The organism is Trinickia mobilis (genome assembly GCF_017315705.1).
GTDB lineage: Bacteria > Pseudomonadota > Gammaproteobacteria > Burkholderiales > Burkholderiaceae > Trinickia_A > Trinickia_A mobilis.
In genome coordinates this window covers 113,213-133,989 of sequence record NZ_JAFLRF010000014.1, presented here as the reverse complement: position 1 = coordinate 133,989, position 20,777 = coordinate 113,213, and the positions used below count along the sequence as shown (strand labels likewise).

Below are 20,777 nucleotides of genomic sequence, written 5' to 3'. Positions count from 1 at the left end.
TGAGCCGAGCTGAAAGCGCAGACACGAGATCAACGCCAAGACCAAGACCGCACTTGCGCGCACGCATGATGCACGCGCAGACAACCATCAGGAGGCAGCGGCGCGTGAAAAACATCATCCATTTCTCGCACGCGAACGGCTTTCCGGCGTCCACTTACCGCACGATCTTCGCGGAGCTCGCCGACGACTACGAACTGCGCTACATCGAGCGCATCGGCCACGACGCGCGCTACCCGGTCACGAGCGACTGGCCGCACCTCGTCGAGCAATTGCTCGAAGACATCGACCGCACTTATCAGCATCCGGTCTGGCTCGTCGGCCATTCGCTCGGCGGGTATCTGTCGCTGATGGCGGCGTTGAAACGGCCGCAATGGGTGCGCGGTGTCGTGATGCTCGATTCGCCTGTGATCGCGGGCTGGCGCGCGAATGTGCTGCGCGTGACGCAATGGACGGGGCTCGACGAGCGGCTCTCGCCCGCGGCCGCGACGCGCACGCGCCGCACGCAATGGGCGAGCCGCGACGAAGCGTGGCGCCATTTCCACTCGAAGGCGGCGTTCGCGCGCTGGGACGAGCGCGTGCTCTCCGATTACATCGACTTCGGCATCCCGCAGACCGCCGCCGACGGGTCCCGCACGCTCGCGTTCGACCGCCAGGTCGAATACCTGATCTACCGGACGCTGCCGCGCACGCTCGGCGCCCGGCTTGCGCACGGCGCGCCGGTGCCGGTCGCGTTCGTCGCCGGCAGGCATTCGAAGGAGATCCGGCAGGTCGGGCTCGACGCCACGCGGCGTGTGACGGGCGGGCACATCGAATGGCTCGACGGCAGTCATTTGTTCCCGATGGAAAAACCGCTCGAAACAGCGCGCGCCCTGCAGCGCGCGTTGCGGGAATTGCAGGCGCGCGAACTGAGTGCCGCGTGAAGCGAGATTGACGCCGCAGGGAAGCGGCACGCACCCGGCATTCGAGGCAAGCAAGGGGAGTCTCCGCGCCCGGCCGTCACGACGGCGTCACATGCGCCGTGTCCGTTAGAGGACTGCGCGGGCGTGCGCAAATTGTTGCGGGAACGCGTGCTGATCGCCCGCCATTTGCTGGGTTGGAGCCTGCCTTTACGGTATAATCCGTTTTTCCCGCGAGCATTCAGCGATGACCAAATATGTTTTTGTCACCGGCGGCGTAGTGTCTTCCCTCGGCAAGGGTATTGCCGCCGCCTCCCTCGCCGCGATCCTCGAATCGCGCGGTCTCAAAGTCACCCTCCTCAAGCTCGATCCCTACATCAACGTCGACCCCGGCACGATGAGCCCGTTTCAACACGGCGAAGTCTTCGTGACGGAAGACGGCGCTGAAACGGACCTCGACCTCGGCCACTACGAGCGCTTCATCAGCACGAAGATGCGCAAGGCCAACAACTTCACGACCGGGCAGATCTACGAATCGGTGATCCGCAAGGAACGCCGCGGCGATTATCTGGGCAAGACCGTACAGGTGATTCCGCACATCACGAACGAGATCCAGGCGTTCATCGAACGCGGCGCCGCGTCGGCGACGTGCGGTGAGCCGGATGTCGCGATCGTCGAAGTGGGCGGCACGGTGGGTGACATCGAATCGCTGCCGTTCCTCGAAGCCGCGCGGCAGATGAGCCTGCGCCTCGGCCGCAACAGCGCGTGCTTCGTCCACCTGACGCTCGTGCCGTACATCGCGACCGCGGGCGAACTGAAGACGAAGCCGACCCAGCACAGCGTGCAGAAGCTGCGCGAGATCGGCATCTCGCCGCACGTGCTCCTGTGCCGCGCGGACCGCAAGATCCCCGACGACGAATGCAAGAAGATCTCGCTCTTTTCGAACGTGCCGGAAGACGCGGTGATCTCGGTGTGGGATGTCGACAGCATCTACAAGATTCCGCAGATGCTGCACGACCAGGGCCTCGACAGCATCATCTGCGACGAACTCAAGCTCGCGCCGAATCCGGCCGACCTGGCGATGTGGACGGATCTCGTCGAGAAGCTCGAGCACCCGCGCAATGAAGTGACGATCGGCATGGTCGGCAAGTACGTCGATCTGACCGAGTCGTACAAGTCGCTGATCGAAGCGTTGCGCCATGCGTCGATCCACACGTCGACGAAGGTCAACATCGAATACATCGACTCCGAGCAGATCGAAGCCGAAGGCGTCGAGAGCTTGAAGCACCTCGACGCGGTGCTCGTGCCGGGCGGCTTCGGCCGGCGCGGCACGGAAGGCAAGATCGCCGCGATCCGCTATGCACGCGAAGCAAAGGTGCCCTACCTCGGCATCTGCCTCGGCATGCAGCTCGCCGTGATCGAATTCGCACGGGATGTCGTCGGGCTGAAGGACGCCAACAGCACCGAGTTCGATCCGAACACCGAAAACCGCGTGGTCGCGCTGATCTCCGAGTGGTACGACCGCGAAGGCCGCGTCGAGAAGCGCACCGAGGAATCCGACCTCGGCGGCACGATGCGCCTCGGCTCGCAGCGCTGCCCGATCAAGCCGGGCACGATGGCCGAAGAGATCTACGGCAAGGACGTCAACGAGCGTCACCGTCACCGTTATGAGGTCAATAACCGCTTCGTGCCCCAGCTCGAAGCGGGCGGGCTTATCATCAGCGCCCGTACCCCGAGCGAGGACCTGCCGGAGATGATGGAGTTGCCGCGTAGCATGCACCCGTGGTTCGTCGGCGTGCAGTTCCACCCGGAATTCACGTCCACGCCGCGCGACGGCCATCCGCTCTTCAAGGCATTCGTCGAAGCGGCGCGCGTGCATAGCGAGGCGCGCGTCGAGGAGCGAGCATGAACGGCCCCCACGCTCACTATCGTTCGTTGTCGACCGGAGTTAGCGCTTTAGCGCTTACTCCGGTCCCATGCAAAGCGCCCCCCGTGGGGGCTGTTGCCGTCCACGGCCGGCTTTGCAAAGCCGGCGGGCTGCGCAGGCGCGGAGCGGTGCTCCGCGAATTCCCAGCTTCGCCCCTCGGGGCGGCCCAGCGGGAGGCAACATGAATCTTTGCGATTTCGAAGTCGGTCTCGACAAGCCGTTTTTTTTGATCGCGGGCACGTGCGTCGTCGAATCGGAGCAGATGACGATCGATACCGCAGGCCGTCTCAAGGAAATCTGCGCAAAGCTGAATATCCCGTTCATCTATAAATCGTCGTACGACAAGGCCAATCGCAGCTCGGGCAAGTCGTTCCGCGGCCTCGGCATGGACGAAGGGCTGCGCATTCTCTCCGAAGTGAAAAAGCAGCTCGGTCTGCCGGTGCTGACCGACGTGCACGGCGAAGAGGAAATCGAAGCGGTCGCGTCGGTCGTCGACGTGCTGCAGACGCCCGCGTTCCTGTGCCGCCAAACCGACTTCATCCACGCATGCGCGCGTTCGGGCAAGCCGGTCAACATCAAGAAGGGCCAGTTCCTCGCGCCGCACGACATGAAGAACGTGATCGACAAGGCCCGCGACGCCGCGCGCGAAGCGGGGCTGTCGGAAGACCGCTTCCTCGCGTGCGAGCGCGGCGTATCGTTCGGCTACAACAACCTCGTGTCGGACATGCGCTCGCTTGCGATCATGCGCGAGACCGGCGCGCCGGTCGTGTTCGACGCGACGCATTCGGTGCAATTGCCGGGCGGTCAGGGCACGAGTTCGGGCGGCCAGCGCGAGTTCGTGCCGGTGCTGGCGCGCGCGGCGGTGGCAACCGGCGTGGCGGGCCTCTTCATGGAGACCCATCCGAACCCGGCGCAAGCCAAATCGGACGGCCCGAACGCGGTGCCGCTCAACCGGATGGGCGATCTGCTCGAAACGTTGGTCACACTCGATCAGGCCGTCAAGCGCGCACCGCTGCTCGAAAGCGATTTCAACTGATGCCCCCTGACGCACCCGACGGCCGGCGGGTGCGTCCGACAGCCGACCTGCGCCCGGCGCCTTCAACACTGTGAAGATTCAACGTCAAATATTGAGGAAACCATGAGTGCAATCGTAGATATCATCGGTCGCGAGATTCTGGATTCGCGAGGCAACCCGACTGTCGAGTGCGACGTGCTGCTGGAGTCGGGCACGATGGGCCGTGCGGCCGTGCCGTCGGGCGCGTCGACGGGCTCGCGCGAGGCGATCGAGCTGCGCGACGGCGAAACCGGCCGCTACGGCGGCAAGGGCGTGTTAAAGGCGGTCGAGCATATCAACACCGAAATCTCCGAAGCGATCATGGGCCTCGACGCCTCGGAACAAGCGTTCCTCGACAAAACGCTGCTCGAGCTCGACGGCACCGACAACAAGTCGCGCCTCGGCGCGAATGCGATGCTGGCCGTGTCGATGGCGGTCGCGAAGGCTGCCGCCGAAGAAGCCGGCCTGCCGCTCTATCGCTACTTCGGCGGCTCGGGCGCGATGCAACTGCCGGTGCCGATGATGAACATCGTCAACGGCGGCGCGCACGCGAACAACAGCCTGGACATCCAGGAATTCATGATCGTTCCGGTCAGCCAGCCCACGTTCCGCGAAGCGCTGCGTTGCGGCGCGGAAGTGTTCCATGCGCTCAAAAAGATCCTGTCCGACCGCGGCATGAGCACGGCGGTGGGCGACGAAGGCGGCTTCGCGCCGAACTTCGGCAGCAACGACGAGTGCCTGTCGACGATCCTGCAAGCGATCGAAAAAGCGGGCTATCGCGCGGGCGAAGACGTGCTGCTCGCACTCGACTGCGCGGCCAGCGAGTTCTACCACGATGGCAAGTACCAACTGGCTGGCGAAGGCCTGCAACTGTCGTCGGCCGAATTCACCGACTACCTCGCGACGCTCGCCGATAAATTCCCGATCGTGTCGATCGAAGACGGCATGCACGAAAGCGACTGGGCCGGCTGGAAGCTGCTGACCGACAAGCTCGGCAAGAAGATCCAGCTCGTCGGCGACGACCTGTTCGTGACGAACACGCGCATCCTGAAGGAAGGCATCGAGAAGGGCATCGCGAACTCGATCCTCATCAAGATCAACCAGATCGGCACGCTGACGGAAACCTTCGCGGCGATCGAAATGGCGAAGCGCGCGGGCTACACCGCGGTGATTTCGCATCGCTCGGGCGAAACGGAAGATTCGACGATCGCCGATATCGCCGTCGGCCTGAACGCCGGCCAGATCAAGACGGGCTCGCTGTCGCGCAGCGACCGTATCTCGAAGTACAACCAGCTGCTGCGCATCGAAGAAGATCTGGGCGATATCGCCAGCTATCCGGGCAAGTCGACGTTCTATAATCTGCGCTGATTATCTCGTTATACTTCGTCAATTGATTTGCCCGCCGCCCTGCGTATAGCGCAGGGCGGCGTTTATTTAACCGGCACTTTGCATGCGGCTCGTCACTGTTGTCCTGATTGTCCTGCTCGCGCTGATTCAATATCCGCTTTGGTGGGGGCACGGCGGCTGGCTGCGTGTCCACGAATTGCGCCAGGAGCTCTCGCAGCAGCAGCAAAAGAACACCGACGAGAAGCTGCGCAACGAGCGGATCGAAGGCGAGGTGCAGGATCTGCAGAACGGCACCGCAGCGGTCGAAGAGCGCGCCCGCTACGAGATGGGCATGGTCAAGGACGGCGAGGTGTTCGTGCAGTTCGTGTCGCCGAATCAGCCGCTGCCCGCGCCGACATCGACGGCTTTGAACAACACGTCGACGCGCGGCGAGGTCTCTGCGGCGCCCGTGAGCGTCGTGCCGAATCCGGTATCGCGCGTGAAGCCGGATAAGAAGCGCGGCGACAAGAAGGCCAAGGACGCATCGTCCAAGGAAAAAGACAAAGGTAAGACGAAGCACACAGGCTGACGCGGATTCCGCGCGGGCGCGCTACCACCACCAGCCCGGCGATCCGTACCCGAACCCGATACCCGTGCTCCAGCCGCTGTAATAGCCGCCGTACACGACCGGCGCGGGATAGTAGTAGGGCGTGGTGTAGTAGGGCCCGTAGTAACGTGCCCAGGCCTCCGCGGCCATCGCTTCGTTCTGTTCCTGGAGCACCTGCTTATCGATCGTATCGTAGCGCTGCTTTTCCTCGGCGCTGAGTGGCGGCGCGAGGGCCGCGCCGGACTGGCTCGGCGGGAGCCGGCTCAGAATAGGCGCTGGAACCTGAGGGTCCAGCGAGCAGCCTGACAGCAGGACACCGCCAGCGAGCGTCGATAGCACCATGACGGTCTGCAATGTCGCCGATGACGAGAGACCGGAACGCTTACTTATCATTTTGACCTCCCACTACTGCAGGCTGAAGCGACGCGGCTGCTGCATCCAAGCCGCAGCGGCGCCTTATTCTCAAGAATAAGGCGCCGCCCTTAAGCGGCCAAGCGCCGGCCCACGACGCGTTTCCTAGTGGCGCTGCTCGGCCGCCGGCGACACGCCGGCCGCGATCGCGCTCGCGACGAAGAGCTGCGCGACGTCGACAGAGTCGAACTCATAGCGCTGATTGCAGTAGTCGCAATGAATCTCGACATGGCCGCGCTCCTCGAGGACGCCGTCGACTTCCTCGCGCCCGAGCATCTTGAGCATCGCGCCGACTTTCTCGCGCGAGCACGTGCATTCGAAGCGTGCGGCGGCAGGCTTGAAGTGCTGGACGTTTTCCTGCCAGAAAAGGCGCTTGAAGACTGTCTCCGGCGCTTCTTTCAGCAGTTCGTCCTGCGAAAGCGTGCCGCCGAGCGTGCACACGCGCTCCCAGGTATCGGTATCGAGCTCGCCGGCATGCGGGACGATGCCGCCGTCGCCGGGCAGTTTCTGCAGCAGCATGCCGACCGCGCGCTCCGTATTCGCCGCGAGCCACAGCCGCGTGTCGAGCTGCTCCGAGTGATGCATGTAGTGTTCGAGCACCTGCGCCATCGAGGTGAGCGGGCCGTCTTCGCCGTTCAGCGGCACGATGCCTTGATAGGGCTGCTGGCCCGGCTTCTTGTCCGCCGGATCGAGCGTGATCACGCAGCGTCCGTGGCCGCCGACGTTCAAGAGCTCGACGAACGAGGTGTCGTGGCGGATCGCATCGGAGGAATCGCCCGCAAACTTCGCCGTCGCGCGCATCGTCAGATTCGAATTGCACTGCACGACCAGCATCTTGACCGGGCCGTCGCCGAAGACCTGCATGATGAGCGTGCCGTCGAACTTCAGATTTGCCGACAGCAGCGCGCACGCCGCCATCATTTCCCCGAGCACGTCCCGCACGGGCGCCGGGTAGTGACGGCGCGCGAGCACTTCCTGCCACGTGTTGCGCAGCGAAACGATTTCGCCGCGCACCGGCGCCGCGCTGAACATGAATTTTTGCAACTGGTCGTCCACGACTTTTCCTTGATTTGATGGCGCCCGTCCAATCAGCCGATCCGCACGAGCTGCGCCTTGAAATATTCGCGGCGCTCGGCGTAGTTCTCCGTATTCCGGCGCATCCCGGCGATCTCGGCGTCAGCCAGTTGGCGCACCGCTTTCGCAGGCGCGCCGAGAATCAGCGAGTTGTCCGGAAAGACCTTGCCTTCCGTCACGACGGCGCCTGCGCCAACCAGACAGTTGCGGCCGATTACGGCACCATTCAAGAGCACCGCCTGTATGCCGATCAGCGCGCCTTCCTTGACCGTGCAGCCGTGCAGCATCGCCTGGTGGCCGACCGTTACGTTGGCTTCGATCGTCAGCGGATAGCCCGGGTCCGTGTGAAGTACCGCGCCTTCCTGAACATTGCTGCCCGCGCCGACGGTGATTGGTTCGTTGTCGCCGCGCAGCGCTGCGCCGAACCAGATGCTCGCGTTTTCCTCCAGCGAGACTTTGCCGATGATCGTCGCCGTATCCGCGACGAACACGCTTTCATGGATAGTGGGGGCGGCATCGCCGAGCTTGTAAATCGCCACAGTGTGAGTCCTCGGGGAAAGCGCCGGGGCGGCCGGTACAATGGCGCGCACGGCAGCAGCGCTCGAAAACGGCAGCTTTCGCCGCACTCGAGGCGCCGGGTGGTCGGTCAATCGCATATTGTAAACGGTTACGCGGGAAGGTCCGGGCAAGTGGGCGGGGCCGCGCCAGTCGTTCTATTTCATTCCACGATTCATGACGTTGGTTGCTTCTTCCGTTTCCGGTGCCGCTTGCGCGCGCAGCGCGGCGCTTTCGGCACTGCTGGAGCGCGATCCGAAGGCGAAAGCCGAAGCGGCGCGCGCACTGTATGCGCGCGTCATTGCGCATGAGGCGGCTGGTCTGCCGTCGGCCGTGATTGCCGAGCCTTCGGGACTGCCGGGGCGTCCCGAGCGTCCGCTGCTCGTCGAGCCGCGTCTCCTGCAAAGGCGCAGCATGCAGTCGGCGGAAGGCCGGGCGGTGCTGCTGCATGCGCTTGCCCATATCGAATTCAATGCGATCAACCTCGCGCTCGATGCGGTGTGGCGCTTTGCCGGCATGCCGGAGACGTTCTACGCCGACTGGCTGAAAGTCGCGTCGGAAGAAGCGCATCACTTTTCGCTTCTCTGCGCGCGGCTCGCGGAGTTCGGCCACGCCTACGGCGATTTCCCGGCGCACGACGGTCTGTGGGATATGTGCGAGCGCACGCGCGGCGACGTGCTGGCGCGCATGGCGCTCGTGCCGCGCACGCTCGAGGCCCGCGGTCTCGACGCGTCGCCGCCGATTCGCGCGCGGCTCGTGCAGGCAGGCGACGAGGTGTCGGCGGCGATTCTCGACGTGATCCTGCACGACGAGATCGGCCACGTGCTGATCGGCAACCGCTGGTTCCGCCATCTGTGCGAGCGGGACGCGCTCGACCCGCATCAAACCTATGTCCGCTTGGCGGAGCAATATCGCGCGCCGAAGCTGCGCGGCCCGTTTAACTTCGACGCGCGCCGCGAAGCGGGATTCGACGACGCCGAACTGGCGGCGCTTGCGCAACGCGACACTGGGACAGCGCATCGGTCCGCCCGCAGCCGGCACTGAAAATATCGGCACATCGCGCCGCGCCGAAATCCACTTGTCTCGATACAATCGAACGATCATTCTTTTTTAGCGGCGCCATGAACGCTTCAGAATCCGACTTCGTCACCGTGCGCGGCATCCGGCTGCACGTGCGCCGCTGGGGCAGCGCCGGCGCGCCCACGCTCTTCATGCTGCATGGCTGGATGGATATTTCTGCGTCGTTCCAGTTTGTCGTCGATGCGCTCGGCGGCGACTGGCAGGTGATCGCGCCGGATGCACGCGGTTTCGGCCTGTCGGACTGGCCGGCAGCCGAGCGTGGCGGCGGCAGCTACTGGTTTCACGATTACCTCGCCGATCTCGATGCGTTGCTCGACCACTATGCGCCGGCCGGGCCGGTCAACCTCGTCGGCCACAGCATGGGGGCGAACGTGGCGTGCCTGTACGCCGGCGCGCGCCCGGAACGGGTGCGCCGGGTGGTGGACCTGGAGGGATTCGGTCTCGCGCCGGCCAAGGCGTCGCAGATGCCGTGCCGGCTCGGCGCGTGGCTCGACGAGCTGCGCGAACCGCCGACGCTGCGCAGCTACGCATCCGTGGAAGAGGTCGCGGCGCGCCTGATCAAGACCAATCCGCGCCTCGCGCCGGAACGCGCGCGCTTTCTTGCGCAGCACTGGTCGAAGCCCGATGCCGACGGCCGCTGCGTGCTGCTCGCGGACCCCGCGCACAAGCAACGCGGACCGCTCCTGTACCGGCTCGACGAGGTGATGGCCGTCTGGGCGAACGTCCGCGCGAAAGTGCTGCACGTCGAGGCGGCGGGCTCGCCGACGCTCGCGATGCTCGCCGGCGACATCCCGCTTGACGAATACAAGGCGCGATTCCGCGCGTTTCCCGACTGGCGCGAGCAAGTCATCGTCGGTGCCGGCCATATGGTGCATCACGATCGGCCCGAGCAGATCGCTGCGTTGATCGAAGGTTTCTGCGCGTAAATCGCCCGACGCGCCGCCTGCCGGCGCAGCGAATTGACCCCTGGTTCGCATGCCGCATTGCAGTAGAATGAAGAGGCTACCCAAATCAACTGACGATGAACGCCGACCTGCACTGCCATTCGAACGTTTCCGACGGTCTGTTCGCGCCCGCGGACGTCGCTCGCCGCGCGCATGCCGGGGGCGTCACGTTGTGGGCGCTGACCGATCACGACGAAGTCGGCGGGCAGGCCGAAGCGCGCCGCACCGCGCAAGAACTCGGCATGCGTTACTTGTGCGGCGTCGAAATTTCGGTCACTTGGGCGTCACGCACGGTGCATATCGTCGGGCTCAATGTCGATACGGAGTGCGCGACGCTCGTCGACGGCCTTTATGCAACGCGCCATGGCCGCGCCGCGCGCGCCAAGGCGATCGGCGACGCGCTCGGTGAACTCGGCATCGCCGGCGCATATGAAGGCGCGCTGCGATACGTATCGAATCCCGATCTGATCTCGCGCACGCACTTCGCGCGGTTTCTGGTCGAGAAGGGCCTTGCTGCGTCGACGGCCGACGTCTTCGACCGCTTTCTCGGCGATGGCAAGCCCGGTTATGTGCCGCACCGCTGGGCCAGGCTGTCCGACGCGCTCGCCTGGATCAAGGCTGCGGGCGGCGAGGCCGTCATCGCGCATCCCGGCCGCTATCAGTACACGCCGGTGGAATTCGACGCGTTCTTCGCCGAATTCATCGACCTGGGCGGCAAGGCGATCGAGGTCGTGACGGGCAGCCACACGCCGGATCAGTACCGCGAATACGCGGACGTAGCGCGCCGCTTTGGTTTCGAGGCGTCGCGCGGCTCGGATTTTCATGCGCCGGGCGAAAGCCGTACCGAATTGGGCAGCTTGCCGCCGCTGCCGTCCGATCTCAAGCCTGTCTGGGAGCGCTGGCTGTAGCGCTCGCCCGGCTGCCGCGCGTCGTGCGCGGCGGTGTGCCCGGAAGGTGCGCGAGAAGCGCGCCTTCCGCCTCACGATCCCGACTCGTTCCTCATGTCTCAATACTTTCGGATTCACCCCGACAATCCGCAGCCGCGCCTGATAGCGCAGGCGGTCCAGATCATCAAGGAAGGCGGCGTGGTCGCGCTGCCCACCGATTCGAGCTACGCGCTCGCCTGCCGGCTCGACGACAAGGAAGCGGTCGCGCGCCTGCGCCGCATCCGCGGGCTCGATGAGAAGCAGCACCTGTCGCTCATCGTGCGCGACCTGTCCGAGCTTGCGAACTTCGCGATGGTCGACAACCTCCAGTTCCGGCTCATCAAATCGGTCACGCCCGGGCCTTACGTGTTCATTCTGCAAGCGACCAAAGAGGTGCCGAGGCGCTTGTCGCATCCGCAGCGCCGGACGATCGGCTTGCGCGTGCCCGACCACGCGATCACGCTCGCGCTGCTCGAAGCGCTCGGCGAGCCGCTGATCGCAACGACGCTGATTCTCCCGCCGGACACCGACCCGCTCAACGACCCCGAAGAAATCCGCTCGCGCCTCGAAAAGCAGCTCGACCTCGTGATCGACGGCGGGGCGTGCCCGCGCGAGCCGTCGTCGGTGATCGACCTGACGGGCGACGAGCCCGTGCTCGTGCGCGCCGGACGCGGCCGGCTCGAGCCGTTCGGGCTTGCGGCGGCGTGAGGAAGGCGCGTGCGGAGTACTCACGCTATGACTGGGACGGGCGTTGCGCCCATCCTTTCGGAAGATCGACGAAAGCGGGCGGCCGCCTGTCACCCGCTTGATACAATAACGCGCTATGGATTCTTCTTTGATACAGACAATCGCGGTCTACGCGCTGCCCGTGATCTTCGCCATCACGCTGCACGAGGCAGCGCACGGCTATGCGGCGCGCCTCCTCGGCGACAACACCGCCTACATGATGGGGCGCGTGTCGTTCAATCCGATGCGCCATATCGACCCGCTCGGCACGATCGCGATTCCGCTCATACTTTACTTCGCGACCGGCGGCGCGCTGATGTTCGGTTACGCGAAGCCGGTGCCCGTCGCCTTCCGCAACCTGCGCAATCCGCGCTGGGGGAGCCTCTGGGTCGCGCTCGCCGGCCCCGGCTGCAATTTCGTGCAGGCGTTCCTATGGGCCGTGATCGGCGTTGCGCTGGCGCTCTTGTCGATCGATGAGCCTTTTTTCACGCGCATGGCGCAGGCGGGCATCGGCGTGAACCTGGTGCTCGGCTTTCTGAACCTCTTTCCGCTGCCGCCGCTCGACGGCGGCCGGGTGCTGGTCGCGCTGTTGCCGCCGCGTCTGGCGATCGCGCTCGCGCGTCTCGAACCGTATGGTTTTTTCATCGTGATGGCGCTCGTCATGACGGGCGTCCTGACGAAGTTCTGGCTGAGCCCGCTCGTCGGTCTCGGTTACGATGCCGTGCGCGCCATCCTGACTCCATTCGTTTCGCTCCTTAACTAAAACCATGTTCCCAGACCGTATTTTCTCCGGCATGCGGCCCACCGGGTCGCTGCACCTCGGCCACTATCACGGCGTGCTGAAAAACTGGGTTCGGCTGCAATCCGAATATCCGTGCTTTTTCTGCGTGGTCGACTGGCACGCGCTGACGACCCACTACGAAACGCCCGAAGTCATCGAGAAGAACGTCTGGGAAGTCTTGATCGACTGGCTCGCTTCGGGCATCGATCCTTCGCAGGCCACGCTCTTCATCCAGAGCAAGGTGCAGGAGCATGCCGAGCTGTCGCTGCTGCTCGGGATGAGCGCGCCGCTCGGCTGGCTCGAACGTGTGCCGACCTACAAGGAGCAGATCGAGAAGCTCAAGGACAAGGATCTGTCGACCTATGGCTTTCTCGGCTACCCGGTGCTGATGGCCGCCGACATCCTGCTGTACCGCGCGTCGCTCGTGCCGGTCGGCGAGGACCAGGTGCCGCACGTGGAGATGACGCGCGAAATCGCGCGCCGCTTCAACTATCTGTACGGCCGCGAGCCGGGCTTCGAGGAGAAGGCGCTCGAAGCCGCGAAGAAGCTCGGCGGCAAGCGTGCGAAGCTCTACCACGAGCTGCGCGTCGCCTATCAGCAGGAAGGCGACGACGAAGCGCTCGAGCAGGCGAGGGCGATGCTGCAGGAGTCGCAGAGCCTGTCGATGAGCGACCGCGAGCGTCTGTTCGGCTACCTCGAAGGCGCTCGCAAGATCATCCTCGTCGAGCCGCAGGTGCTCTTGACCGAAGCGTCGCGCATGCCGGGCCTCGACGGTCAGAAGATGTCGAAGTCTTACGGCAACACGATCGGGCTGCGCGAGGACGCGGAAACGATCGCGAAGAAGGTTCGCACGATGCCGACCGACCCGGCGCGCGTGCGTCGCAGCGATCCGGGCGATCCGGACAAATGCCCGGTGTGGCAGTTGCATCAGGTCTATACCGACGAAGCGACGCACCAGTGGGTGCAAAAGGGTTGCCGCTCGGCCGGCATCGGTTGCCTCGAATGCAAGCAGCCGGTGATCGAGGGCATTCTGCGCGAGCAGCAGCCGATGCTCGAGCGCGCGCAGAAGTACATGGACGACCCGTCGCTCTTGCGTGCGATCGTCGCCGACGGCTGCGACAAGGCCCGCAAGTTCGCGACGGAGACGATGCGCGAAGTGCGCGAGGCCATGGGCCTCTCGTACAACTGATCCTGCGTTGCCGGCAGCGGCGAGCGATGAGCGAATCCACGGTTCTGGCTGTCGAGCCGCCCGGCGGCGCGCTCGAGCCCTCGCGCTGGGTGAAGCGCTGGTCCCACCTCGTCGCGGCGGGCGGCACGGTGTTGGACGTCGCGGCAGGCAGCGGGCGCCATTCGCGCTGGTTCGCTGCCCGCGGACATCGGGTGACGGCGCTCGATCGCGATGCCGCCGCGCTTGCGGCGATGGCCGGCATGGCGGGCGTCGAAACCGTCACCGCCGATCTCGAGGACGGCAGTCGCTGGCCGCTGCCCGCCGATTCGCGGTTCGCCGCTGTGATCGTGACGAATTATCTGCACCGGCCCTTGTTTCCCAGGCTGATCGACGCCCTGGCGCCGGGTGGCGTGTTGATCTATGAGACCTTCGCCGCCGGCAACGAGACGGTCGGCAAGCCGTCGAACCCGGCGTTCCTGCTCGCTCCCGGCGAGCTGCTGGACGCCGTGCGGCCGCACCTGCGCGTCGTCGCTTTTCAAGATGGATTTCTGGCAACCCCGCGCGCCGCGTTCGTTCAGCGGATTTGCGCGGTTCGGGAGGTGGAATCGCCGGTAATCGAAGCGAAGGGGGCAGTGGTTCCCCCGCGTTACGATTTGGCCAGCTAATCCGCTACAATCGCGGTTTACCGATTAAATTCAAAGCATTTCATGACTTACGGCAACCAGAGCGGCATTCAAGGCGGCACCCAGGACAGCGTTCGAATCCGCGGCAGCATTCCCGCCATCGTGACCCCAATGCTTGAAGACGGCAGCCTCGACCTGCCGGCGTTCCGCAAGCTGATCGACTGGCACATCGAGGAAGGCACCAACGCGCTCGTGGTGGTCGGCACGAGCGGAGAATCGGCGACGCTCTCGGTCGAAGAGCACATCCTGATGGTCAAGACGGCGGTCGATCACACGGCAGGGCGCATTCCGGTGATCGCCGGCGCGGGCGGCAACTCCACCACCGAGGCGATCGAGCTGACCGAGCGCGCGAAGGCCGTCGGCGCCGATGCCACGCTGCAAGTCGTGCCGTATTACAACAAGCCTACGCAAGAAGGGATCTACCGCCACTTCAAGACGATCGCCGAAGCGGTCGATCTACCCGTCATCCTGTACAACGTGCCGGGCCGCACCGTCGCCGATATGTCGAACGAGACCATCCTGCGCCTGGCCCTTGTGCCGGGCATCGTCGGCGTGAAGGAAGCGACGGGCAATATCGATCGCGCCGCGCATCTGATCAAGTCGGCGCCGGCCGGTTTCGGCATCTACAGCGGCGACGATCCGACCGCGATCGCGCTGATGCTCCTCGGCGGCCACGGCAACATTTCCGTCACCGCCAACGTCGCTCCGCGCGCGATGAGTGAATTGTGCAAGGCCGCGCTCGCTGCCGACGCGAAGACGGCCCGCGAGATTCACCTGAAGCTGCTCTCGCTGCACAAGAACCTCTTTATCGAATCGAATCCTATTCCGGCCAAGTGGGCCCTGCAGGAGATGGGCAAGATGCAGGGCGGCATCCGCTTGCCGCTGACTCCGCTCGATGCGCGCTATCACGACGTGGTGCGCGCGGCATTGCGCGAAGCGGGTATTTTGGGCTGAGGATTGCAGCCCGTCGAGCGCCGCTAACCGGCATTCCCTTAACCGACGTCGACCCTCGACTCACGTACCCGGCACCCGTTGCAGGCAACGCGTTCCAGCATCACGAAGGACCTCATGAAACGTTACGCTTTCTCTATTAACGCCACCCGCATGGCGGCGCTGGCGCTTGCTCTTTTCACGCTCGCCGGCTGCGATACGTTGAACGACTGGTTCGCGTCCGATCGCGTCAATTACAAGGCCACGGGTTCCGCGCCGCCGCTGTCGGTGCCGAGCGACCTGAACCCGACCGCGATGAATCAGCAGTTCACCGCGCCGCCGGTCGGCACGGCGCTGGGCGGCGCGCCGACCCTCTCGAAAACGGCGGCCGGCAATACCGTCGAAGGCGTGCCCACCGCGCAAGATCCGTACGGGATGCATGTGGAGCGCGACGGCGACCGCCGCTGGCTGGTCGTCGACGGACGCTCGCCCGATCAGCTTTGGCCGCTCCTGCAAGATTTCTGGAAAGACAACGGCTTTTCGCTGAAGACCGATGCGCCGGCCACCGGCATCATGACGACCGACTGGGCCGAGAACCGCGCGAACATTCCCGACGATTGGTTCCGCCGCACGATCGGCCACCTGATCGATTTCGCGTACTCGTCGGGCACGCGGGACAGCTTCCGTACGCTGGTCGAGCGCGCGCCGAACGGTACGACCGATATTTCGATCTCGCACAGCGCGATGGAAGAAGTGCTGACGGGGCAGGAGAAGGAGTCCTCGCGCTGGGTCGAGCGGCCGCGCGACCCGGTGCTCGAAGCGGTGTTCCTCGACAAGCTGATGCAGAAGTTCGGCTTGACCGACGCGCAGGCCAAGCAATTGCTGGCCGATGCGGGTCCGTCGACGGCGACGGCGCGAGTCGACATGAGCGCGGGCGCTACGACGCTGGACCTGTCCGAGCCGTTTGACAGCGCATGGCTGCGTGTCGGCCTTGCGCTCGACCGCACCAACTTCACCGTCGACAATCGCGATCGCGCAAAGGGCCTCTACTACGTGCGTTACGCCGATTCGATGCAGGAACTGAAGCGTGAAGGCTTCTTCGGTAAGCTGTTCTACGGTGGCGCGAGCGCGCAGAAGCCGGGTCAGGAATTCCTGATCAACGTGCGTTCGAAGAGCGATGGTGTCACGCAAGTGGCGGTGGTCGATGCAAACGGGCAAATCGACACGTCGTCTGAAGCGCAAAAAATCGTTTCGCTGCTGCACGCGCAACTGAATTAAGCGCGCTGTGCGTTTCGCCAGCCTCGGCAGCGGCAGCGAGGGGAATGCGCTTGTCGTCGAGGCTTCTAACGGAGCCACGACGACTCGCGTGATGCTCGACTGCGGTTTCTCCGCGAAGGAAGTCGAGCGGCGCCTCCTCAGGCTCGACTTGGGCGTCGAGCAACTCGACGCCATTCTGATCACACACGAGCACAGCGATCACATCGGCAGTGCGCTTACGCTCGCGCGTAAGTGGTCGCTACCGCTCTACATGAGCTGGGGCACCGCGCGAGCAGTCGGGGCTGATGATGCCGATGTCGATTTGCGCGTGCTGTGGGGCGATGAAGCAGCAGCCATCGGCGATCTCGAAGTCCTGCCTTATACGGTGCCCCACGATGCGCGGGAGCCGTTGCAATTCGTGTTTTCGGATGGCGCGTGCCGTTTGGGCGTGCTGACCGACGTCGGCACGTCGACACCCCATATCAGCGCTGTGCTGAGCGGCTGTGACGGTCTCGTGCTCGAATGCAATCACGACACGAAGATGCTGGCTGAAAGCCGCTACCCGCAATCGTTGAAAGCGCGCATCGGCGGCAATCATGGACACCTTAACAATGACGCCGCAGCGGACATCCTGGCTTCGCTCGACCGCACGCGCCTCAAGCACCTAGTGGCCGCGCACCTGAGTCAGCAGAACAACCTTCCGGAGCTCGCGCAGGCGGCAATGGCCCGTGTGCTGGGAGCGGCGGCTACAGAGGTGGGAGTCGCTTCGCAGAGCGGCGGATTCGGCTGGCTACGCCTTTGATTCACTTCGCTTGTCGTTGCTTATGTCGACATGAAAAAACCGGCCCGAAGGCCGGTTTTTTCTTTGCCACATCCAGCTGGCAGCTTACTGGCTTGCGCCCGAAGCCGGAGCAGCAGCCGAAGCGCCCGTGTCCGACGCAGCAGCAGCCGGAGCCGAAGCAGCGGCACCGGTGTCGCTCGCAGCAGCAGCGCCCGAAGCAGCGCCCGTATCCGAAGCAGCAGCTGCCGGTGCCGAAGCAGCCGACGTGTCGCTAGCGGCCGGGGCGGCCGATTGGTCGCTGCTCTTGTTGCAAGCGGCCAGGGCCACAGCTGCCAGCATGGATGCTACGAGGAGGGATTTCTTCATGATCACGTCCTTTTATGGTTAAAGGTAAGCAACAGCGCGAAATAATACCGGTAATGTGCTCCAACACCAACCTGGGCCGATGGTGGGATGCACTTCAGAGCGTGAATCTTCCCTACGGCTTGGGCGGAAATTATATGCACTTTCGTACCGACCGTCGACAAACCAGGGTCAATACGTTGTCTTTCTCATACAAAATATTGTGTTTCGGAACAACAGGCAGGCTACTTTACGCGAATTCGCCCACTTGTACCCAGCCCGCACAATACCATTCGTGCAGCAATGCTGTCACCGCTCCATCGCCGGAGAGTGTTACAAAGCGTTTCGCCCCCAGGCGCCGCGTATCAGCCAATTTTGCTAACCAATTTTTACCGCGCAAAAACCGGTCTTCTTCGCCATTGATGAAGTACGAACGCGCTCCATACAGCAACACAGTTTTTCTATCGAGTCGAATACCCGACCGGGAGGCGTTGCGAATGAATGCGGCTTCGTTCAAGGGGCGACGCGGTGCGTCGAATACCACATTCGCTTTCGGCTCGCTCAGGTAGCTGCCCAGAAACGACGCGACGTCTCGCTCGGTCCATTTGACCTGTGCAAGGATCGCGCCAACCCGATCGACGAGCGCTTGCGGCAATTGCGCCGGGTTCGTCACCGCCGGTTGTTGCGGATCGCGATAGCGTTCGTCCCGAAGCGATCCGTTCATGGCCTCGCCGCGCTCGGCGAGATGGTAGAGAAACTGGCCGGTCAGCTCGTTTGCGGACGGCGCCCGAAAGCCGATCGAGCATGTCATGCATTCGCCTTCGGCAATGCCGTCGTGGGCGATGTGCGGCGGCAGGTACAGCATGTCGCCGGGTTCGAGCAGCCACTCTTCGTCGGGCTCGAAATGCTGTAAAACTTTCAACGGAAGTCCCGCTTTTAACGGCAGGTCCTTTTGCGCGCCAATGCGCCAACGCCGTTTGCCATGAATTTGCAGCAGGAAAACATCGTAGGAGTCGAAGTGCGGACCGACGCCGCCCCCGTCGGTCGCATAAGAGATCATCAGATCGTCGAGACGGGCATCGGGAACGAAGCGGAAGCGGTCGAGCAGCGAGCGTGCGCGATCGTCGTGCAGGTTGACGCCCTGGACCAGGAGTGTCCATTCGCGACGCTTCACCGCCGGCAGATCGTGCGGCGCGAACGGCCCGTGCTTGAGTTGCCAGGCACCGCGGAAATGGGTGATCAGCCGGGATTCCACGTCGTCGCTGTCGGCCAACTCGAACAGTTCGTCGCGTGCCAGCGGAGGCACGATGCCGGGAACGGCTTGGCGGATCAGCAGCGGCTTTTTCTGCCAGTACCGGCGCATGAATTGCGACGGCGTAAGATTGCCCAGCAAAGGTGTAGGCACGTCGGCAAGCGGGGGCGAAACAGTTGTCTTGGCGGTGGCCGACGCGGTGCCGGCCAGGTGGTCTAGGGGCCGCTTGGGCATCGTATAATGGCAAACGTATTTTGGAGAATCGAATGAAAATCGCAAAGAACACCGTCGTATCGGTCGCTTACAAGCTGTCGGATGCACAGGGCAATCTGATTGAAGAAAGCGACGAGCCGATGGTCTATCTGCACGGCGGCTATGATGGCACGTTCCCTAAGATCGAGGAAGAACTCGACGGTCGCGAGCCCGGTTTCCAGACCCAGATCCAGCTCGAGCCGCAAGACGCCTTCGGCGAGTACGACCCGGATCTCGTGAAGGTCGAGCCGCGCAACCGTTTTCCCGAGCCGCTCGAAGTCGGCATGCAGTTCGAAGGCACGCCGGAAGAGGGCGATGAGGATGTCGATTCGCTGATCTACACCGTCACCGATGTCGCCGAGGATAAAGTCGTGCTCGACGGCAACCATCCGCTCGCCGGCATGGCGCTGCGTTTCGCGCTGACCGTCAAGGAAGTGCGCGAAGCCACCCAGGACGAGATCGAACACGAGCATGCGCACGGCGCGGACGGCCTCGAAGTCATCGACGAAGACGATGACGACGAGACCGGCGACTCACGGCCCACGTTGCACTGACGAACTTGCGGGCTCGGCGCTCTCAGGCGCCGAAGCCTGCGACGAAGGATGAGCGGGCGCCGGCAAGATGGGCGGCGCGCTTTGATTATCGTCTGGCAGGATCGGCGGCTCGGACATCGGCAGCGCCGGCATCAATCCTGACGCGTCGGGCACCGGCGGCACGGCCGGCTCTTCGCTCGGCACCGTCTGCGGCGCGATAGGCGCCGGTAGATTTCGCGGGGCATTCCTCACGCTTACCCTGAACGGCGGCTGCTTGCCGAAATCCGCGTCGATTTGAATCCATTGCGTCAGACGTTCGCGAGGTGCAATGGCGATGCGTGTCAGATTCATGACGCGTCCGCCCTTGTCGTTGTGAAGCGGCTGGTCGATCAGGAAGCCGCCCGCCAGGCGCCGGTCGTCGTAATGGACCAGCAGCACCGGTCCGCGAAACGTCTCCGCGAGTTTCACGAGGCTGCGCTTGAACTCCAGATAGCCGTCGCGCGGCCGCGCACGGCCAAACCGCAGCCACGGGAAGCGTTCCGGATGTTCGTACTGCTTCAGATCGGGGTCGCCCTGGATGAAAACGACTACCGCGCGCGCGTCACGGCGCTTCGCATATTCGGCCGCATGTTCTAGCCAGAACGCGGTCGCGACCGCGCGATCTTCAAATTCTCCGTTGCGTCCGCCCGCGCTCAGGTAGTGGTTGTTTTCGCCGGGCACGTTCAGGCCGATGAACACCGTATCGCCAATCTGCCAGCGGACATTCTCGCGGTAGGGGCGAAAGCGTGCGACTTCGCTTTCACGGGTGAGGGCAAGGGCGTTTTGGCCCATCGACGTCGAATCGGAAAGCAGCGTCTGCCGCAGAAAGTCGAGCCGTTCAACTGCGTCGTAGCCCCCCGCCTGCGGCTGGCTGCAGGCAACCCAGTCGTGCCCGCCCGGGATGAAGAAGAGCGGCGCCCGCGACGTTTCGAGCACTTGCTGCCGCGCTTCGTAGAGCGAGTCGCGGCACGCTTCTGACGCGCTTTTTAGGTTGCCGTCATAGACGATGAACGACATCTGCTTGTCGAGCCCGATCGCTTCGAGAAGACGCTGCGTCGGCGCTTCGTCGGCTGAGTCTTGCAACGTGCTGCCGACGACGGCGAACGTGTAGCGCGGTACGGCCGCGTCTGCTTGCCGAACCGGCGTCAGGCAGCACGCGAGCGCGACGGCAAGCGCCGCCGCGCTGTGCATCAGGGAGGGACGTCGGTGCCGTTCCTTGGCCCGCATGCGGCG

22 protein-coding genes are annotated in these 20,777 nt (G+C 64.1%); 16 read left to right on the top strand and 6 right to left on the bottom strand.

Going from position 1 to position 20,777, the window contains the following annotated elements:
• Positions 1-104 precede the first annotated feature (104 nt).
• The 5 genes from J3489_RS20575 (at position 105) to ftsB (ending at position 5,792) form a co-directional block, all read left to right on the top strand.
• Positions 105-920, top strand: a complete 816-nt coding sequence (locus J3489_RS20575) for an alpha/beta fold hydrolase (protein WP_207001084.1) — start codon at positions 105-107, stop codon at positions 918-920.
• Positions 921-1,143: 223 nt separating this feature from the next.
• Positions 1,144-2,805, top strand: a complete 1,662-nt coding sequence (pyrG, locus tag J3489_RS20570; RefSeq protein ID WP_207001083.1) for a CTP synthase — start codon at positions 1,144-1,146, stop codon at positions 2,803-2,805.
• Positions 2,806-3,004: 199 nt separating this feature from the next.
• Positions 3,005-3,859, top strand: a complete 855-nt coding sequence (gene kdsA / locus J3489_RS20565; RefSeq protein ID WP_207001082.1) for a 3-deoxy-8-phosphooctulonate synthase — start codon at positions 3,005-3,007, stop codon at positions 3,857-3,859.
• A 102-nt stretch (positions 3,860-3,961) separates the two neighbouring features.
• Complete coding sequence (gene eno / locus J3489_RS20560; RefSeq protein ID WP_207001081.1) at positions 3,962-5,245, top strand: phosphopyruvate hydratase; 1,284 nt, start codon at positions 3,962-3,964, stop codon at positions 5,243-5,245.
• Between the two features lie 82 nt (positions 5,246-5,327).
• Positions 5,328-5,792 (top strand): cell division protein FtsB, encoded by a 465-nt coding sequence (ftsB, locus tag J3489_RS20555; protein WP_207001080.1) that lies wholly within the window; start codon positions 5,328-5,330, stop codon positions 5,790-5,792.
• Positions 5,793-5,813: 21 nt separating this feature from the next.
• Here the strand turns inward: ftsB and J3489_RS20550 are convergent, their stop codons facing one another.
• The 3 genes from J3489_RS20550 to J3489_RS20540 all read right to left on the bottom strand — a co-directional run bounded on the left by J3489_RS20550 (position 5,814) and on the right by J3489_RS20540 (position 7,834).
• A complete protein-coding gene (locus J3489_RS20550; protein ID WP_207001079.1) occupies positions 5,814-6,203 on the bottom strand; it encodes a hypothetical protein in 390 nt (129 codons plus the stop codon).
• A gap of 123 nt (positions 6,204-6,326) precedes the next feature.
• Complete coding sequence (gene hslO / locus J3489_RS20545; RefSeq protein ID WP_207001078.1) at positions 6,327-7,277, bottom strand: Hsp33 family molecular chaperone HslO; 951 nt, start codon at positions 7,275-7,277, stop codon at positions 6,327-6,329.
• 32 nt (positions 7,278-7,309) lie between these two features.
• Positions 7,310-7,834 carry a gamma carbonic anhydrase family protein gene (locus J3489_RS20540; protein WP_207001077.1) on the bottom strand — a complete coding sequence of 175 codons (525 nt, stop codon included), beginning with the start codon at positions 7,832-7,834 and terminating at the stop codon, positions 7,310-7,312.
• Between the two features lie 199 nt (positions 7,835-8,033).
• Here J3489_RS20540 and J3489_RS20535 point away from each other — a divergent pair, with 199 nt between their 5' ends.
• The 10 genes from J3489_RS20535 (at position 8,034) to J3489_RS20490 (ending at position 17,147) form a co-directional block, all read left to right on the top strand.
• Positions 8,034-8,894: a ferritin-like domain-containing protein gene (locus tag J3489_RS20535; protein WP_374193467.1), complete on the top strand. Its 861-nt coding sequence runs from the start codon at positions 8,034-8,036 to the stop codon at positions 8,892-8,894.
• A 77-nt stretch (positions 8,895-8,971) separates the two neighbouring features.
• Complete coding sequence (locus tag J3489_RS20530; RefSeq protein WP_207001075.1) at positions 8,972-9,856, top strand: alpha/beta fold hydrolase; 885 nt, start codon at positions 8,972-8,974, stop codon at positions 9,854-9,856.
• 95 nt (positions 9,857-9,951) lie between these two features.
• On the top strand, positions 9,952-10,782 hold the full coding sequence (locus J3489_RS20525) for a 3',5'-nucleoside bisphosphate phosphatase (RefSeq protein WP_207001073.1): 831 nt from the start codon (positions 9,952-9,954) through the stop codon (positions 10,780-10,782).
• 93 nt (positions 10,783-10,875) lie between these two features.
• Complete coding sequence (locus tag J3489_RS20520; protein WP_207001071.1) at positions 10,876-11,508, top strand: L-threonylcarbamoyladenylate synthase; 633 nt, start codon at positions 10,876-10,878, stop codon at positions 11,506-11,508.
• Between the two features lie 115 nt (positions 11,509-11,623).
• Entirely contained in the window at positions 11,624-12,289 is a 666-nt protein-coding gene (locus tag J3489_RS20515) for a site-2 protease family protein (protein WP_207001070.1), read from the top strand.
• Positions 12,290-12,293: 4 nt separating this feature from the next.
• Complete coding sequence (locus J3489_RS20510; protein WP_207001069.1) at positions 12,294-13,496, top strand: tryptophan--tRNA ligase; 1,203 nt, start codon at positions 12,294-12,296, stop codon at positions 13,494-13,496.
• 26 nt (positions 13,497-13,522) lie between these two features.
• A complete protein-coding gene (locus J3489_RS20505; protein WP_207001068.1) occupies positions 13,523-14,140 on the top strand; it encodes a class I SAM-dependent methyltransferase in 618 nt (205 codons plus the stop codon).
• Between the two features lie 42 nt (positions 14,141-14,182).
• Positions 14,183-15,112, top strand: coding sequence for a 4-hydroxy-tetrahydrodipicolinate synthase (dapA, locus tag J3489_RS20500; protein ID WP_207001067.1), 930 nt, complete (start codon positions 14,183-14,185; stop codon positions 15,110-15,112).
• Between the two features lie 114 nt (positions 15,113-15,226).
• The gene (bamC, locus tag J3489_RS20495; protein ID WP_207001066.1) at positions 15,227-16,366 is read left to right on the top strand and encodes an NlpB/DapX family lipoprotein; all 1,140 of its coding nucleotides are present in this window, start codon (positions 15,227-15,229) and stop codon (positions 16,364-16,366) included.
• 7 nt (positions 16,367-16,373) lie between these two features.
• On the top strand, positions 16,374-17,147 hold the full coding sequence (locus tag J3489_RS20490) for an MBL fold metallo-hydrolase (RefSeq protein ID WP_207001064.1): 774 nt from the start codon (positions 16,374-16,376) through the stop codon (positions 17,145-17,147).
• Positions 17,148-17,231: 84 nt separating this feature from the next.
• On the opposite strand, the gene J3489_RS20485 is transcribed toward J3489_RS20490, so the two are convergent.
• The gene (locus J3489_RS20485) at positions 17,232-17,492 is read right to left on the bottom strand and encodes a hypothetical protein (RefSeq protein ID WP_207001062.1); all 261 of its coding nucleotides are present in this window, start codon (positions 17,490-17,492) and stop codon (positions 17,232-17,234) included.
• 226 nt (positions 17,493-17,718) lie between these two features.
• Positions 17,719-18,954 (bottom strand): cupin domain-containing protein, encoded by a 1,236-nt coding sequence (locus tag J3489_RS20480; protein ID WP_207001060.1) that lies wholly within the window; start codon positions 18,952-18,954, stop codon positions 17,719-17,721.
• A gap of 32 nt (positions 18,955-18,986) precedes the next feature.
• Between J3489_RS20480 and J3489_RS20475 the strand changes: the two genes are divergently transcribed.
• Complete coding sequence (locus J3489_RS20475) at positions 18,987-19,526, top strand: FKBP-type peptidyl-prolyl cis-trans isomerase (RefSeq protein WP_207001058.1); 540 nt, start codon at positions 18,987-18,989, stop codon at positions 19,524-19,526.
• On the opposite strand, the gene J3489_RS20470 is transcribed toward J3489_RS20475, so the two are convergent.
• A complete protein-coding gene (locus J3489_RS20470; RefSeq protein ID WP_207001057.1) occupies positions 19,506-20,771 on the bottom strand; it encodes a hypothetical protein in 1,266 nt (421 codons plus the stop codon). The genes J3489_RS20475 and J3489_RS20470 overlap by 21 nt on opposite strands.
• Between the last annotated feature and the right edge of the window lie 6 nt (positions 20,772-20,777).